Source organism: Streptomyces sp. NBC_01408, from assembly GCF_026340255.1.
Classification (GTDB): Bacteria; Actinomycetota; Actinomycetes; order Streptomycetales; family Streptomycetaceae; genus Streptomyces.
In genome coordinates, this window is the sequence record NZ_JAPEPJ010000001.1 from 958,568 (window position 1) to 973,314 (window position 14,747).

General features: G+C 71.4%; 14 protein-coding genes. 6 read left to right on the forward strand and 8 right to left on the reverse strand.

The window, feature by feature from the left end; genetic code table 11:
• Window positions 1-79: 79 nt before the first annotated feature.
• The gene (locus tag OG447_RS04450; RefSeq protein ID WP_266934967.1) at window positions 80-943 is read right to left on the reverse strand and encodes a menaquinone biosynthetic enzyme MqnA/MqnD family protein; all 864 of its coding nucleotides are present in this window, start codon (window positions 941-943) and stop codon (window positions 80-82) included.
• Between the two features lie 261 nt (window positions 944-1,204).
• Here OG447_RS04450 and OG447_RS04455 point away from each other — a divergent pair, with 261 nt between their 5' ends.
• On the forward strand, window positions 1,205-1,408 hold the full coding sequence (locus tag OG447_RS04455) for a cold-shock protein (protein ID WP_014144190.1): 204 nt from the start codon (window positions 1,205-1,207) through the stop codon (window positions 1,406-1,408).
• A 184-nt stretch (window positions 1,409-1,592) separates the two neighbouring features.
• On the opposite strand, the gene OG447_RS04460 is transcribed toward OG447_RS04455, so the two are convergent.
• Window positions 1,593-3,269: a hypothetical protein gene (locus tag OG447_RS04460; RefSeq protein ID WP_266934968.1), complete on the reverse strand. Its 1,677-nt coding sequence runs from the start codon at window positions 3,267-3,269 to the stop codon at window positions 1,593-1,595.
• A gap of 418 nt (window positions 3,270-3,687) precedes the next feature.
• On the opposite strand from OG447_RS04460, the gene OG447_RS04465 reads away from it, so the two are divergent.
• Together OG447_RS04465 and OG447_RS04470 are read left to right on the forward strand one after the other, a co-directional pair.
• Window positions 3,688-4,305, forward strand: a complete 618-nt coding sequence (locus OG447_RS04465; RefSeq protein ID WP_266934969.1) for a GNAT family N-acetyltransferase — start codon at window positions 3,688-3,690, stop codon at window positions 4,303-4,305.
• On the forward strand, window positions 4,302-4,766 hold the full coding sequence (locus OG447_RS04470; RefSeq protein ID WP_266934970.1) for a hypothetical protein: 465 nt from the start codon (window positions 4,302-4,304) through the stop codon (window positions 4,764-4,766). The genes OG447_RS04465 and OG447_RS04470 overlap by 4 nt, the downstream gene beginning before the upstream one ends.
• A gap of 65 nt (window positions 4,767-4,831) precedes the next feature.
• Here OG447_RS04470 and OG447_RS04475 read toward each other — a convergent pair whose 3' ends face one another.
• From OG447_RS04475 to OG447_RS04490, 4 genes are all read right to left on the reverse strand, one after another.
• On the reverse strand, window positions 4,832-4,978 hold the full coding sequence (locus tag OG447_RS04475; protein WP_266934971.1) for a hypothetical protein: 147 nt from the start codon (window positions 4,976-4,978) through the stop codon (window positions 4,832-4,834).
• 129 nt (window positions 4,979-5,107) lie between these two features.
• On the reverse strand, window positions 5,108-5,395 hold the full coding sequence (locus tag OG447_RS04480; RefSeq protein ID WP_323181725.1) for a hypothetical protein: 288 nt from the start codon (window positions 5,393-5,395) through the stop codon (window positions 5,108-5,110).
• 1,392 nt (window positions 5,396-6,787) lie between these two features.
• The gene (locus OG447_RS32235; RefSeq protein WP_323181726.1) at window positions 6,788-8,068 is read right to left on the reverse strand and encodes a transglycosylase family protein; all 1,281 of its coding nucleotides are present in this window, start codon (window positions 8,066-8,068) and stop codon (window positions 6,788-6,790) included.
• 105 nt (window positions 8,069-8,173) lie between these two features.
• Complete coding sequence (locus tag OG447_RS04490; RefSeq protein WP_266934973.1) at window positions 8,174-9,622, reverse strand: CHAP domain-containing protein; 1,449 nt, start codon at window positions 9,620-9,622, stop codon at window positions 8,174-8,176.
• A 430-nt stretch (window positions 9,623-10,052) separates the two neighbouring features.
• On the opposite strand from OG447_RS04490, the gene OG447_RS04495 reads away from it, so the two are divergent.
• Entirely contained in the window at window positions 10,053-10,220 is a 168-nt protein-coding gene (locus OG447_RS04495; RefSeq protein WP_266934974.1) for a hypothetical protein, read from the forward strand.
• Between the two features lie 44 nt (window positions 10,221-10,264).
• Here OG447_RS04495 and OG447_RS04500 read toward each other — a convergent pair whose 3' ends face one another.
• Window positions 10,265-10,417 (reverse strand): hypothetical protein, encoded by a 153-nt coding sequence (locus tag OG447_RS04500; protein ID WP_266934975.1) that lies wholly within the window; start codon window positions 10,415-10,417, stop codon window positions 10,265-10,267.
• Between the two features lie 295 nt (window positions 10,418-10,712).
• Here OG447_RS04500 and OG447_RS04505 point away from each other — a divergent pair, with 295 nt between their 5' ends.
• Window positions 10,713-11,699, forward strand: coding sequence for a helix-turn-helix transcriptional regulator (locus tag OG447_RS04505; RefSeq protein WP_266934976.1), 987 nt, complete (start codon window positions 10,713-10,715; stop codon window positions 11,697-11,699).
• A 76-nt stretch (window positions 11,700-11,775) separates the two neighbouring features.
• On the opposite strand, the gene OG447_RS04510 is transcribed toward OG447_RS04505, so the two are convergent.
• Window positions 11,776-13,332: a long-chain fatty acid--CoA ligase gene (locus OG447_RS04510; RefSeq protein ID WP_266934977.1), complete on the reverse strand. Its 1,557-nt coding sequence runs from the start codon at window positions 13,330-13,332 to the stop codon at window positions 11,776-11,778.
• A 312-nt stretch (window positions 13,333-13,644) separates the two neighbouring features.
• Between OG447_RS04510 and OG447_RS04515 the strand changes: the two genes are divergently transcribed.
• The gene (locus OG447_RS04515) at window positions 13,645-14,655 is read left to right on the forward strand and encodes an AraC family transcriptional regulator (protein ID WP_266934978.1); all 1,011 of its coding nucleotides are present in this window, start codon (window positions 13,645-13,647) and stop codon (window positions 14,653-14,655) included.
• The last annotated feature ends 92 nt before the right edge of the window (window positions 14,656-14,747 follow it).

Consider the following 14,747-nt stretch of genomic DNA (forward strand, 5'->3'; position numbering starts at 1 on the left):
CCGGGAAAGGGCATATCCCTCGCCGCACCGCTTCCGGGATCTCCCGGGGCCGGGCGGCGGGGACCGTCCGGCATTGCCGTCAGCGTTCCGGAACGGCCACGGGCAGGAGCTCCACCGCGACGTCCGCCGGGTATCCCGTCGTGGCTCCCGTACGGCGTGCGAATTCCCGTACGCCGGCCAGCTGATCGGGACCGAAGCGGAAGTCGAGCGTCGTGAAGTACCGCTCCAGCAGCTCGGCGTCGAAGGCCTCCCAGCGCGCCGCCTGTTCGGCCACCTTGGTGACTTCTTCGAGGGAGAGGTCACGGGAGGCGAGGAAGGCCTCGTGGACCTTCTGCACGACGGCCGGCTCGCGGGCGAGGTAGTCCTTGCGGGCGGCCCAGACGGCGAAGACGAAGGGCAGCCCGGTCCACTCCTTCCACATCTGCCCGAGGTCGTGCACGGCCAGGCCCAGGCGCGGGGCGTCGTGCAGGGCGGCCCGCAGCGCGGCGTCGCCGATCAGCACGGCCGCGTCGGCCTCCTGCATCATCAGCCCCAGGTCGGGGGGGCAGGTGTAGTAGTCGGGCTGGACCCCGTACTGCTCGGAAAGCAGCAGCTGGGCGAGGCGTACGGAGGTACGGGACGTCGAGCCGAGGGCGACGCGGGCGCCGTCGAGCCGGTCCAGGGGGACCTGCGAGACGATCACGCAGGACATCACCGGGCCGTCGCAGCCGACCGCGAGGTCGGGGAAGGCGACGAGCTGGTCGGCGTTGCGGAGGAACTCGACGAGGGTGATCGGGGCGATGTCGAGCTCACCCTCGACCAGGCGCTCGCTGAGCTTCTCGGGGGTGTCCTTGGTCAGTTCCAGGTCCAGCAGCGTGCCGGTCCTGGCGAGCCCCCAGTAGAGGGGCAGGCAGTTCAGGAACTGGATGTGGCCGACGCGGGGCCGGCTGCGATAGACGTCCACATCGCGAGACTAGCCCTCGGATCTCCGTACGCCTTCCAGCGGGTCTCACGTCAGCGTTCCGGCGCGTCTCAAACGTCCGAGTGACGTGATCTTTCCCTCTGGTCTCGGCCGCAGGGTGCGTGCTAGGCTCGTCCGCAAGTTGCAGTTTGGTTTCCCTTGCAGTACGAGGCCTGCGGAGAATGTGACCCGCAGGCTTTTGTAGTTTTCAGACTTCTTAGCAGGTTCTGGAGCAGGGCGACCCTTTGGCCCATAGGAGGGCTCATGGCTACCGGAACCGTGAAGTGGTTCAACGCTGAAAAGGGCTTCGGCTTCATCGCCCAGGACGGCGGCGGCCCGGATGTCTTCGTCCACTACTCCGCGATCAACGCTGCTGGCTTCCGCTCCCTGGAGGAGAACCAGCAGGTGAACTTCGACGTCACGCAGGGTCCGAAGGGCCCCCAGGCGGAGAACGTCACCCCGGTCTAACCGCCTGGGCCAACTCTCGCGGTTGGATATGCAGTACCCAAGGAGCCCTGTCACCTCTGCGCGAGCAGAGCGGCAGGGCTCCTGCCTTTCCCCTCCCGGGTGGGGGGACGCATGACGAAGCCGCCCCCGGCACCGTTTCCACGGCGCCGGGGGCGGCTTGCTGCGTCTTCGCCTCGCGGACGGGCTACTTCGCCGGGTCCTGGGCGGGGTCCTTGACGGGGTCCGTCGCCGGGTCCTTCGCGGGGTCCGCCGCCGGGGCCGTGATCTTGAGTTCCAGGATCAGGGTCACGTTCTGCGGGGTGGTCAGGCGCAGGAAGTACGTACCCGCCGCCACGTCCTGGGTGAAGAGCTCCGGTACGGCGATCTTGCCGTCGGCGCCCGTCGCCGGCAGCTTCAGGGTGAAGAGCTTCTTGCCCGCCTCGCCCTGGAAGTACGGGCCCTTCGTCTTCGCCGGGTCCACCGGGACCCACTTGCCGGCCGCGTCCTTCTCGACGAGGCCCGCGGTGGTCTCCGTACCCGCGACGGGCTTGCCCTCGGCCGTGGCCAGGACCCCGATGCCCTTGAAGCTCGTACCGGCGACCTCCTCCAGCGGCTTCGTGCCGTCGGTACGGGCCAACAGGTCCGCGAAGGGGAGCGGCTTCGGGGTGACCGTGCCGGCGAACTTCACCGTACGCACGCCCACGCGGCCGTAGGCCGAGGCCCGCAGGGTGAAGGTGCCGGCCTTGGTGCCCGCCGTGAGGCCGGGCGCCGCCGCGACGCCGTCGGCGTCCGTCTTGACCACCACCGAGTCCTCGGACTCCCCGAAGGCGGTGCCGCCGGTGGTGTCCTCCTCGACCGCGAAGACGACCTCCTGGCCGACGGCGGGCTTGCCGTCGCTGAGGATCGCCCTGACCTTCGCTTCCCGCGCGAAGGCGGCCCCTGCCTCCGCCGTGAGCCCGGGAGTTCCGAGCACCTCCAGCGCGGCCAGCTGCGGGGCCGGCTTCTCCGGCTCGGTCGGCGGGGTGGTCGGGGGCGTGGTCGGCGGCGTGGTCGGGGGCGTCGTCGGCGGGGTGGTGGGCGGGGTGGTGGGCGGCGTCGGCTTGACCGTCGGCTGAGGCGTGACCGGGGGCTTCGGGGTGACCGGCGGCTGAGGCGTCGGCAGGGTGCCCGGCGGCGGGGTCGGGTAGTTCCCGACGGGCGGGTTCGGCACCTCGGCGGCGCCGCCCTCCTGGTACTGCCGCATGTAGCCGATCACGGTGTTCACGTACTCGCGCGAGTTGTTGTAGCTGAGGATCGCCGCGTCCAGCCTGGCCGGGTTGCTCAGGTCCTTGTCACCCGCGCACAGGTAGAGGCCCGCGCCCAGCGCCGCGTCGTAGATGTTGTTCGCGTCGCGCTTGCCGTCCCCGTTGCCGTCGGCCTTCCAGGTGGCCCAGGTGGAGGGGATGAACTGCATCGGGCCGAACGCCCGGTCGTACTCGGTGTCCGCGTCCCACTCGCCCTTGTCCGTGTCCAGGATCCTGGCGAAGCCGTTGCCGTCGAGGCGCGGGCCGCGGATGGGCCTCTCGGTGGAGCCGTCGGCCTGGAGCCCGTAGCCCGAGGCGTGCACCGACTCGACCCGGCCGATGCCGGCGAGCAGCTGCCAGGGCAGCTTGCAACCGGGGAGTGCGGCCGCCACCGAGACCTCGGCGCGGCGGTAGGCGTCGAGGGCGGTCCCGGGTATCCCGCTGGCCCCCTCGGTCGTGGGCGTCGTCGCGGGAGGCACCTGCGGGTCGGCGACCTCCGCGGGCAGGTCCAGCCGGGCGTCGCCGCGGTCGGTGGCCTGTGGACTGTCCGGGGTCGGCCCGGACTCGCCCGCGTCCGCGGTCGACGGACTGGTCACCACCGCGGCCGTGGTCAGGCTGGCGGCGAGGGCAGCCGTGCAGAGGACTTTGCGTGAGGTGCTGACGAGATGACGGTGAAGCGGCTTCACAGTGCGGCGATCCCCCCAAGGCGGCCATCGACGTCGACAGCCGGACGAGCCGTGAATATCCCCTGTCTATCAGGTATTCGGATACGACTCGCCGTCCCCCCGGGAGATGTGACGCACCATTCGTCTCGGCTTCACCGGGTCCTCACGACCTGGCGGACGGAGACCCTCCACGCACGCCCGAATCACCCCGAAGACAGCTCTTTTCTTCCCACTTCACTCCTCTACGCCCCTGGCGGACCGCCCCGGCCGCCCCCGCCGCCCCCGCCGCCCGGCCGCCCCCACGCCGAATTTGCGCAGGACAGGGGACCGGCCGGCCGGAGACAATGCGGCCATGTCTGACCCTGATCGAATCCCTCCGGCTGCCGACTTCCTCACCAAACCCACCCTGAGCGGCGAACTGGTCCTGCTCCGGGCGGTCACCGTGGAGGACGTGCCCGCACTGATGCCGATGTTCCGGGACGCCGAAGCCATGCGGCTGACCGGCGGCCACGACTCCGCCGAGCCCGACGAGGCAGGGATACGGGCCTGGTACGCCACGCGAAGCGACCAGGACGACCGGCTGGACCTGGCCGTGGTCGACCGGGCGACGGGGGAGGTCATCGGCGAGGTGGTCCTCAACGAGTGGGACAGCGACAACGAGAGCTGCAACTTCCGCATCTGCCTCGTCCCCGGCACCTCCGGGCGCGGCCTGGGAACGGAAGCGACGAGACTGATCGTCGGCTACGGATTCGAACAGCTGGGCCTGCACCGCATCTCGCTGGAGGTGTACGCCTTCAACCCCCGTGCCCGCCACGTCTACACGAAGGTCGGCTTCGTACCCGAGGGCGTACTGCGTGACGCACTGCTGTGGGAGGGCGAGCGGGTGGACGCGCTGGCGATGTCCGTCCTCGCGCCGGAATGGTCCGCACACCGGGGGCGCCCGGAGAGTGCGGGGGTGGCGGGGTCGTGACCGGGGGCAAGGAGGAGAACCAGCCGCTGCCGGCCGCCGAATGGGCTGCTAATTTCGCCGGCATGAGAGCACTGGTGTACGACACGGCCTTCCGTGCACGCGCCCGCCGCCAGCAGGCCTGGGGCTTCGGCCTGCTCGCCTTCTCCGCCGGGATCTGGCTGTGGGTCGCCTCCCAACTGCTGCTCCCGTTCTCGGGATCGGGCCGCGACGACCTGGACTGCGAATCCCGCGTCTTCTACACCACCCACGACGACAGGGACCGCCCCTACGACGACTACGCCGACGCCGAGGGCTCCCGCTGCTCCGCCGAGCGCGACTGGGCCGGGCTCCTCGCCCTGCTGCTGCTCTCCCTGCCGACCGCCGTGGTCGGCACGGTCCTCTACACCTCGGGCAGCACCGCCCACCGCCTCAGCGAACACGCGGCCGAGGTGAACCGCCTCACGGAGTCCCCGCGGGGCTGAGGGGCGGGCCGCGTCGGCTCCGCGGGGCCTCGTACACGAGAAAGTCCCGACAGCGCCAGGCATTCCTACGAAGCGTCGGGGCCAGATGCCGGCGCGACGACGGCGACAGCGGGTGTGGCGACGGCGGCTTCGGGTGCGGGCGCGGCGACCGGGGCAGCGATTGCGGCGACGATGGCGAGGACGGCGACAGCGCGCAGGGTCCACTTCAGCACGATGGGGCTCCGATCTGGACGTGTGATGACGTGCGCCTCGATCGTCGCCACCGATCCGGTGTCCGGGCATCGTCCGAAGGTCGCGACTGCCTCCCCCGCACGGGGGAGGTGGCCGGCCACGGGGTCGATTCACCCCGACTGCGACTGCGCCTTGATGTAGTCGATCACCTCGCTGAACTCCCTCGTAGGCGAGAAGTCCACGTACTCACAGTCCTCAAGCGCTTCCGGAACGTGCCCGGAGGGCCAGTAGAAGGCCTCGCCGGCCTCGTAGACCTCGTCCCCGTGCTTCGTCCGCATCTTCAGCCGCCCCTTGAAGAGGTATCCCCAATGCGGGCACTGGCACATGTCGTCGGGCAGACCCTTGACCGCGGGCGCCATGTCCGTGCCCTTGGGCAACCGCACGAACGCGACGGTCATGTCTCCCCCGACCTCCTTCATGCGCAGCTCCACGCCATTGCCTTCGATCGCGACAGGAGCACCTTCGCGCGTCGTCGCCACCATGACTCCTCCGCATCCGGCCCACCAAGGACCTCGGGGAAACCCCTCTCCTCCAGCCTGTCCCCGAACGCAGCGCGTCGCGACTGGGGGGGGCACGTAGTGGCGGGGTGGGGTCGTGAACGTGGGGCGGGGGCTTGGGGGGCCTGCTACCCCTGAGGCCCATCAGAGAGGGTTTGGGGGTTTCCCGTCAGTCCCATCGTCTTGCCGTGTCGGGCCGGCCCCTCAAGGGCGCTCCTTCGTCGCGTCGCTTCGCGATGGCCTTCGGCCACCCTTGACCGGCCGTCCCGCCCCGGAAAGACAGGACTGTCGGGAAGCCCCCCAAAAGACGGTTACCTGGGGACGGACAGGGGGGCGGGGACATCAGCGATGGGCGGGCTGGGTGCAGCGGCCTGTCGGAGCGAGACCCCGACCAGACCCCCGGCAGGAGCGGGGGCGCGTCAGATCGCTACATGCGTCTCATTTCTCGGCGTCTGCCACCCGTCTGTGGCTGGACATAGGCCGCCACCGGTCCGGTGGGTGCCTGAGGTGAGCCGGCGTCGACCAGCCGAGTGTGGGATGAGCGCAAGCCGCCCACGGCCGGACGATGGGAGCGTGAAAGGGCGCCTGCCGGCCGTCGCGGGTCGTGAAAGGGGCGTCCACCGGCCGTCCGGAGGTCGGAGAGGGCCCCTGACGGCCGTCCGGAGCGGGAAAAGCGCCCTGCCGGAGTCTGATGCCGGATTTCTCGGCATCTCACTCCGACTGGACGTCATCCGCACCCCAACCGACCACCAAATAGGGACAAATGACCTGCTGGCGCCGACCGGGAGACGGGTGACTGATCGTGGGCGGCTTATGTCCGGCCACAGGCGACCGGCAGACGCCATCCGGGAGACGTGTGTAGCGATCTGATGCGTGCCTGCTCCTGCCGGGGGTCTGGTCAGGGTCTCGCTCCGGCAAGCCGCTGCAACAGGCCCGCCCATCCCTGGCTGCCCCGTGTATGGATCGGTCCCCGGTAACCGTCTTTTGGGGGCTTCCCGACAGTCCTGTCTTTCCGGGGCGGGACGGCCGGTCAAGGGTGGCCGCAGGCCATCGCGAAGCGACGCGAACGCAGTGAGCGCCCTTGAGGGGCCAGCCCGACACGGCAAGACGATGGGACTGACGGGAAACCCCCAAACCATCCCTGATCAAGCCCCGCAGGCACATGGCCCCCAACCCCCCGCCCCACGTCCAAGATCCCGCCCCGTCACTCCACGCCCCCAAGCCCACCGCCCGCCGCCCCCGACTGAGTCGAGGGTGGCGGGCGGCGGGCAGCGGACGGTGCGGGACGGGGTGTCAGTTGCGGGTCACCAGCATCTGGGCGTCGCCGTTGGGCATGCCCGCCAGGGCTACCTTCTGGGAGCCCTGGCCGGTGTTCCACCAGCCCTGCCAGTGGCCGCTCGCGAAGCGGGCGTTGTGGTAGGTGGTGCCGCCCTGGGCCGTGGCGAGGATCTGGGTGTCACCGTTCGGCATGCCGGTGATCGCGACGCTCGTCGGGGAGGCGATCCCCTCGACTGCGCCCCAGCCCTGCCAGGAGCCGCTCGCGAAGCGGATGTTGTGGTAGGCCTTGCCGTCGTTGCCGACCGCCAGGAGCTGGCTGTCGCCGTTCGGCAGGCCGGCGATGGCGATGCTGCCCGCCTGGAAGGTGGCGGCGGTGCCGGTGCCCGAGACGGCGTGCCAGCCCTGCCAGGTACCGGCGACGGTACGGAGGTTGTGGTACAGGTTGCCGTCGTTGCCGACGATCAGGACCTGCATGTCACCGTTCGGGAGCGCCGCGGCGGCGATCCGCTGGGCACCCCAGTCGCCGACCGGCACCCAGCCCTGCCAGGAGCCGCTCGCGAAACGGGCGTTGTGGTAGATCTTGCCGTCGTTGCCGATGGCCATGATCTGGGCGTCGCCGTTGGGCATGCCCGCGATCGCCTGGCCCTTGGCGCCGAAGTGGGACGCGCCGTCGTAGCCGTTGAGGGCCTCCCAGCCCGTCCACGAGCCGTTCGAGAAGCGGGCCTGGTGGTACAGGTTGCCGTCGTTGCCGGTGCCGAGCACCTGCGCCGAGCCGTCCGGCGTGGCGGTGATGGACTCCTGCGAACCGTTGAAGAACGGCGCGCCGTCGAAGCCGGCGACGGGCTTGAAGCCCGTCCACGTACCGCTGACCTGGCGTATCGAGTGGTAGAAGTCCCCGGCCTTGCTGACGGGGGTGGTGTCGGCCGGGTACGGGTCCGCGTGGTCCGCGGCCAGGTTGGCCTTGATGGCGCAGCCGCCCCAGGCGCCGGCGCCCTGTCCGGCGAGGATCCGCTCGGCGGTGAGGATCTGCTGCTGCTTGGTGGCCTGGTGGGGGTAGGCCGCGTACTGCCTGCCTCCGAAGGCGTCCCAGGTGCTCTTGAGGATCTGCAGGCCGCCGTAATAGGTGTTGCCCGTGTTGATGCTCCAGTTGCCGGTGCTCTCGCACTGCGCCACCTTGTCCCAGGTGGCGACGGACGCGGCCTCCGCCGAACCGACGGAGAGGGCGGAGAGGCTCAGGGTGACGGCGGCGGTGGCGATGGCGGCGGCGAGACGCGGGCGGCGCGGGGTGCGGGACATCGGAGGTCTCTTCTCTGGATCTCTGAATCTCTGGACACGGGAGAGGGCGGCGGCCCAGGGGGCCGGCCCGCCTGAGCGGCGGGCCGGCCCGTGGGGCGTTGGGGGCTAGTTGCGGGTGGCGAGCATCTGCGCCTCGCCGTTGGTCAGACCCGCGATGGCGACCTTCTGGGCGCCCATGCCCGTGTTCCACCAGCCCTGCCACTGGCCGTTCGAGTAGCGGGCCGAGTGGTACGCCTTGCCGTCGTTGCCGACCGCCAGCATCTGGGTGTCGCCGTTCGGCATGCCGGTGATGGCGATGCTGGTCGCCGCGAAGCTCGGGGCCCCGCCGAAGCCGGCCGTCTTGGCCCAGCCCTGCCAGTGGCCCGCGGCGGTGCGGATGTTGTGGTGGACGGTCCCGTCGGCGGTGGTGGCCAGGAACTGGGCGTCACCGTTCGGCATTCCCGCGACGGAGATGTTGCTCGCCTGGAGGGTTGCCTCCGTGCCGAGGCCGGACACCGCGTTCCAGGCCTGCCATTCGCCCTGCACGGAACGGATGCTGTGGTAGACGTTGCCGTCGTTGCCGACGATGAGCACCTGCATGCTGCCGTCGGGCATCGGAGCGGCCGCGATCTTCTTGGCGGACCAGGTACCGACCGGGACCCAGCCCTGCCAGGAGCCGTTCTGGAAGCGGGCGTTGTGGTAGATCTTATTGTCGTTGCCGATCGCCATGACCTGGGCGTCGCCGTTGGGCATGCCGGCCATCGTCTGGCCCTTCGCCCCGAACTGCGCCGCGCCGTCGTAGCCGGGCAGCGCCCCCCAGCCGGTCCACGAGCCGTCCGGGTAGCGGGCCGTGTGGTAGAGGTTGCCGTCGTTGCCCGTGGCGAGCGTCTGGGTCGAGCCGTCCGGCGTGGCAGCGATGGACTCCTGCGAGGCGTTGAAGTAGGTCGCGCCGCCGAAGCCGTTCAGCGGCTGGAAGCTCTCCCAGTTGCCGTCGGGCAGACGGGTGGCATGGAAGATGTCGCCGGCCTTGCTGACCTGCGGCGCGGGGGTCTCGCTCAGACCGGACGGGCCGATGAAGGCGAGCGCACGGCCGGCGCCGACCGGGGAGGAGTTGGTCTTCCAGTTGAACCAGCCGCGGAAGCGGACGCCGCCGCTCTCGTTTCCGCCGACGGTCTGGATCTGGTCACCGGAGACGGCGACCACGATGTTGACGTGGTTGGCCTCGCCGTCGTTCAGGTTGCCGTCGTTGTCGTAGAGGACCGCGTCACCGACCTGCGGGGTGCTGTGGAGGGTGCCCTTGTTCTTGCCGTACTCGTAGAGGCTGACGGCTCGGGCGTCGATGCCGGAGACGTTCGCGCCGGCCTTGTTCCAGACCCAGCGGGTGAACTCGGCGCACCAGGCGCTGGGGTAGTTGCAGTTGTAGTCGCCGCAGGTGTTGCCGACCTGAGCTCGGGCGATGGACGCCACGGCCTGGGATTCGGCGTTGGCCAGGCCGGCGGGCAGGACGGCCATCAGGGGTGCGGCGACGAAGGCGGCGAGGGCGATGGAAAGGCTGCGGGTACGGCGTGCGGACATGATGCTCTCCAGAGGCATGGCGGCCCCTGGCATCAGGGCCGAAACGGTGTGATCGGAAGGTGTTGCGAAGCTGGGATCCGCCCGGTGGGACCGGGGCGGGGAACGGCGGGCGGCGCGGTGGCCGTGCCCGGCGGTGTGACGGCTCTGCGGCGGGTCACTCCGTGATGGACAGCTGCCCTGCAGGAGCAGCGGTCGGCGACGGTTGGTGACCGGCGGGCCGGTCGAACAGGTGGGGCGAGTACGGCTGTTGGTGCGTCTGGCGCAGGTGGTGCCTGTAGCGCAGGTCGTGCCTTTAGCGCAGGTCGTGCGAGTCGTTCGGGTCGTACGGGTGGAGGCGTAGGGCCGCGTTTCACCGTGGCGCTCCCCTCACCGAAGGGGCGAGGCAGTACCCACGGGCGGCGCCCGATCCCAGTGCGGCCACGAGCAGGCTGTGGGCCTTGGTCCTGGCGGCGGCGAGGTCGTCGGCCCGGACGAAGAGGGCGACGTTCATGCCGTGCTGCACGGGGCGGACCCGGATGTGTTCCAGTGCGTGCTGCGGGCCGGCGTGGGCCCAGACGGCGTCCTGGAGCAGGGCGGCTTCGTTCTCCGTACCCGCTAAGCCGGTGTCGCTGGCCAGGGGCAGGTGGACGAGGAGCATCCCGATCAGTCCCAGCCGATGCCGTTGGTCACGACCGAACCCTTGGCGCTGACCGAGGCGGGTGCCGCGTCCCAGCCGATGCCGGTTCCGGCGGCGAGGGCGCCGCCCAGGAGGGCGGAGGCGATGACGGTGGTGATGCGGCGAGTGGTTTTCGACATGGCTGTGCCCCCGAGGTGACGACGTGGTTTTTGGATTCGGTCGGGCTGTAGGCCGGGCCCTGAGGCCTGGCCGGGGGGTTTTCGTTTCCCCCGCCGTTCCGGTGTGATCACCATCTTGGTCGGCCCGGAAGGGCCCCGGAAGGGTTCCGGACCGGCACCAAGTGGCCTGGCACCTTGGTGCCACCTCGGCGCGTTTTTCCGGTCCGCGGGACGCGTTCATTGCGACGTCTGTGCAGGTCCTGCGATGATCACGTGCAGAACAAGAGTGTTCGCTTGTCAGTCGGGGGGCTGGGACATGCTGGCAGTACTGGGTTTGGGTTCCGCATCGGAAGCCGTCTACCGCGCGATGCTCGCGGACCCGCTCGGCGGGGTCGATGACCTCTGCGAACGGCTGGGGATGCCCGAGGCGGCCGTACGGGCGGCTCTGGACGAGCTCGCCGATCTCGAACTCCTGCGCGCCTCACGGGACATACCGGGTGCCATGCGCCCGGTCAGCCCGGAGGTGGGGCTGGAGCTGATCCTGCGCCGCCAGGAGGAGGACCTGCTGCGCCGCCAGCAGGAGCTCGCCCGCAGCAAGGCTGCCGCGGCGCGCGCCGTGGCCGAGTACGCGGACCTGCGGCCGAACGTGCGGGCCGACACCACGGAACGCCTCGTCGGGCTCGACGCGATCCAGAGCAAGCTCGAAGTGCTCGGTAAGGAGGTCTCGCGCGAGTGCCTGGCCGTGATGCCGGGCGGCGCGCAGTCCCAGGCCAGCCTGGACGCCTCGCGCCCGCTGGACGAGGACGCGATGGGCCGGGGCGTGGCGCTCCTGACCCTCTACCAGGACAGCGTGCGCAACGACCCCGCCACCCTCGCCTACGCCCGCTGGATGACGCAGCAGGGCGGGCTGGTCCGCACCCACCCGACGCTGCCTCCGCGGCTGCTCGTCTTCGACCGCGAGGTGGCCGTCGTACCCGTCGACCCGGCGAACACCCGCCTCGGCGCCCTGTGCACCCGGGAGCCGGGCATCGTCGCCTCGCTGACCGCGCTGTTCGAGCAGACCTGGCTGACCGCGGTCCCCCTGGGCGCCGACCGGCCCCAGGAGGAGGCGACCGGGCTGGCCCCCGGTGAGAAGGAGCTGCTCAAGCTCCTCGCCTCCGGCATGACGGACGAGGGCGCGGCCAAGCGGCTGGGCATCTCCCTGCGCACCGTACGGCGGCAGATGGCGGCCCTGATGGAGCGCCTGGACGCCTCCAGCCGCTTCGAGGCGGGCCTGAAGGCGGCCCAGCGGGGCTGGCTCTAGGGACACCCTCGGGAGGACACCCTCCAGGGACGCCCTCCACGGACACCCTTCAGCGAGACCTTCCAGAGGACACCCCCTAACACCCCAGGGGCTCGTCCCCGTACAGCTCCGCGATCTGCGCCGCGTAGCGTTGCGCCACCGCGCGGCGGCGGAGTTTCAGCGTCGGGGTGAGGGTGCCCGCGTCCACCGAGAGGTCCTCAGGCAGGACGTGGAAGGCCCGGATGCGGGCGGGGCGGGAGACCGTGGCGTTGGCCTCCGTCACCGCGGCCTCGACCAGGGCGCGGACGGCCGGGTGGGCGGACGGGACGGGGCCGAGGTCGAGGCCCTCCCGGGCGGCCCAGGCGGTGATCTCCTCCGCTTCCAGGGTGATCAGGGCGACCGGGTGCGGGCGGCGGTCACCGATCAGGACGGCGCGGGAGACGTAGCGGGAACGCTGTACGGCGAACTCGACCTCGGTCGGGGTGAGGTTCTTCCCGGCGGAGGTGATGATCAGCTCCTTCTTGCGGCCGGTGATGCGCAGGTAGCCCTCGGCGTCCAGTTCCCCGAGGTCTCCGGTGTGCAGCCAGCCCTGCGCGTCCAGCGCCTCCCCGGTCGCGGTCCGGTTCGCGTGGTAGCCGGGGAACACCATCGGGCCCCGGGCCAGGACCTCGCCGTCCTCCGCGATCCGTACCTCGCAGCCCGCGATCGGCCGGCCGACCGTGCCGTGGCGGACCGCCCCGGGGTGGTTGAGGGAGATGACCCCGCCCGACTCCGTCATCCCATACCCCTCGAACACCGCTATCCCGCACGCCCGCAGGAAGTCCAGGGTCGCCGGGGCGATCGGGGCGCCGCCGGTGAGCGCCCATTTCAGCCGGCCGCCGAAGGCGCCCCGCACGAGGGAGTAGAGCGAACTCTCCGCGGCCTCGTACGCCGCCCGCGACTCTTCCGGCAGCCGGCCCTCGGCCGCCAGTACGCCGAGCCGCACGGCCTCCTCGAAACGGCCGCGGCCGCCCTCCTGGGCCTCCGCCAGCGAGAGCACCACCGAGTGCAGCTTCTCGAACAGCCGTGGTACGGAGGGGAGATGGGTGGGCCGCACCTCCGCCAGCTCCGGCAGTACGTCCTCGATCCGGCCGCCGAAGTAGCAGAGCTCCCCGCCCTCCAGCAGGGTGGTGAACTGGATCAGCTGTGCCAGCAGGTGCGCGAGCGGCAGGTAGAGGTAGGTGCGGTCCCCCGGGCCGCCCTTGATCAGCGGGAGGGTCGCGTCCTGGATCGCGCCGAGGTTGCCGTGGGTGAGGCGGCAGCCCTTGGGCAGGCCCGTCGTGCCCGAGGTGTAGACGATGGCCGCGTCCGCGCCGGGGGTGACGGCCTGCGCCCGGGCCAGGAGCGCGGATTCCGGGGCGGGTTCCCCGGCGGGCGGTGCGGGCAGCTCGTCCATCAGTACGGCCGACCGCAGCGTCGGCAGTTTCGCCCGCAGCGCCTCGACCCGGGCCCGCTGCCGTTCGTCGTCGCACACCACGAGCACCGCCTCGGAGTCCGACAGCACCCAGGCGAGCTCCTCCTCCCCCGCCGTCGGGTACACCGGCACGAGGACCGCGCCCGCGGCCAGCACCCCGAAGTGGGTGCGGGTCCACTGCGGGCGGGTCTCGGCCAGCACGGCACCCGCTCGCCCGCCGCGACCCCCAGCCCGAGCAGCGCCCGCCCGACGGCCCGTACCTCCGCGCCCAGTTCGGCGTAGGTGCGGGTCTGCCATCCGCCGTCCGCCGCCCGGAACCTGAGCGCCGGCTGCGGCCCGTACCGCTGCTCGGTCCACTGGGTGAACTCCGCCAGCGTGCTCGGCCGACCGTCCATCGCATGCCTCCCCGGGATTGGTGACCCCTCGACGCTAGGCACTCGCGGCGGCCCGGCGGCATGACCGGAAGCGTCACCACCGCTGACCTCAGCGCTCAATGGGGCTACCGTCGGACCCATGGGGAGGCGGACGATCACCGTGCACCACGTGCGCGCCGTGCTCGCGGGGGCCCGCGGCAGCGGCATCGACACCGTGCCGCTGCTCCAGGAGGCGCAGATCCCGCCGCTGCTGCTGGGCGACGACCGGGCGCGGATCACGCCCGCGCAGTTCGCCCGCCTGTTTCGGGCGCTGTACCGGACCACGCAGGACGAGTTCCTGGGCCTGAGCGCCGTCCCGAGCCGCCCGGGCACCTTCGCGATGATGTGTTACGCGTCCCTCGGCTGCCCGGACCTCGGCGCGGCCACGCAGCGGGCGGCCGCCTTCTACGGGCTCTTCCCCGGCGGGCCGGAGCTCGCGCTGGACGTCGAGGGCGGCGAGGCCCGGTTCACGGTGGCCAACGACTTCGCCCGGGACGAGGAGCGCTTCCTGACCGAGTGCGTGCTGGCCATCTGGCACCGGCTGAGCAGCTGGCTGATCGGGCGGCGCATCCCGCTCTCGTACGCCTCCTTCAGCTATCCCCCGCCCCCGCACGAGGAGGAGTACGAGATCCTCTTCGACTGCCCTGTCCGCTTCGGGGCGGGCCGTACGGCCGCCGCCTTCGACGCGCACTGGCTGAGCGCCCCGCTCGTGCGGGACGAGCCCGCGCTCGATGCGATGCTGCGGCGGGCCCCCTTCGACCTGCTGTCGCGGCCGGAGTACGGGACCACGGTCGCGGAGCAGGTGCGCCGGACCCTGACCCAGCAGCTGCGCGGCTCGCCCCGGCTGCCCGCGCTCGGGGAGGTGGCGGCGCGGCTCGCGGTGTCCCCGGCGACGCTGCGGCGCCGGCTCCAGCAGGAGGGGACCTCTTTCCAGCAGCTCAAGGACCATGTGCGGAGGGACGCGGCGATCGCGGGCCTGGCGGAGAGCGGTGAGCCGATCGCGGAGCTCGCGGCCCGGCTCGGCTTCTCGGAGGACACCGCCTTCCACCGGGCGTTCCGCCGCTGGACGGGGACGACGCCGGGTGCGTACCGGGGGGCCGCGGGGGGCTAGCGGTTCCCTGCCCGCCCCAGGCTCCGCCCGGGTTCCTGGGGCTCCGCCCCGGACCCCGCGCCTCAAACGCCGGCGGGGCTGGATTCGGGCTG